1 protein-coding gene is annotated in these 589 nt (G+C 58.9%); it reads right to left on the reverse strand.

The features are described from left to right. Positions 1 to 543 (reverse strand): IS630 family transposase (locus tag SO180_RS42485; RefSeq protein WP_449384721.1); only part of this gene is annotated, 543 nt, incomplete at its 3' end. Between the last annotated feature and the right edge of the window lie 46 nt (positions 544 to 589).

A 589-nucleotide genomic window follows, 5' to 3' on the forward strand; every position in this document is an offset into this window, starting at 1 on the left:
CGAGGGCTTTTCGTCCACGCATAGGACGATAGCCTTTTTTGGTGGGGCCACATAGAGGCCGACTACGTCGGCCGCCTTGGCCGTGAACTGCGGGTCGTTGCTCTCGCACCAAGACTTGTGGGCGGCGAGATCGATCTTGTTATTGCGCAGGAACCGCCAGACATATTGTACGTCGACATCGCCAAGTTCTCCGGCCAGCAGGGGCCCTGTCCAGCGCGCATACCCGGCCGGAGGCGACTTATCGAGCAACTTCAAAATCCGTTTGTCGGTCGCCTTCGTATAGATCGGACGCTTGCCCGGCAGGGGCTTGCTTTGCAGGCCTTCAAGCCCATGATCGGCATAGCGATGCCGCCAAAGGCTGACAATCCGCGGCTGGACCCCAACCTCTTTGGCGATCGATCGGGTGCTGCGACCGGCCGCCGCCAAAAGAACGATCCGCGCCCGCTTCAAATCTCGCTGCAACGTCAGCGGTGAGCGGCAACGTTCCTCAAGCACCTTGCGATCTCTCTTCGAAAGGTGGACGTCTCTTGCTTCGGGTATCATCCCGATGTTGAATCATGACTCACTTCCTAGGGAAAGTGGGTACTAG

The organism is Bradyrhizobium sp. UFLA05-112, from assembly GCF_053572325.1.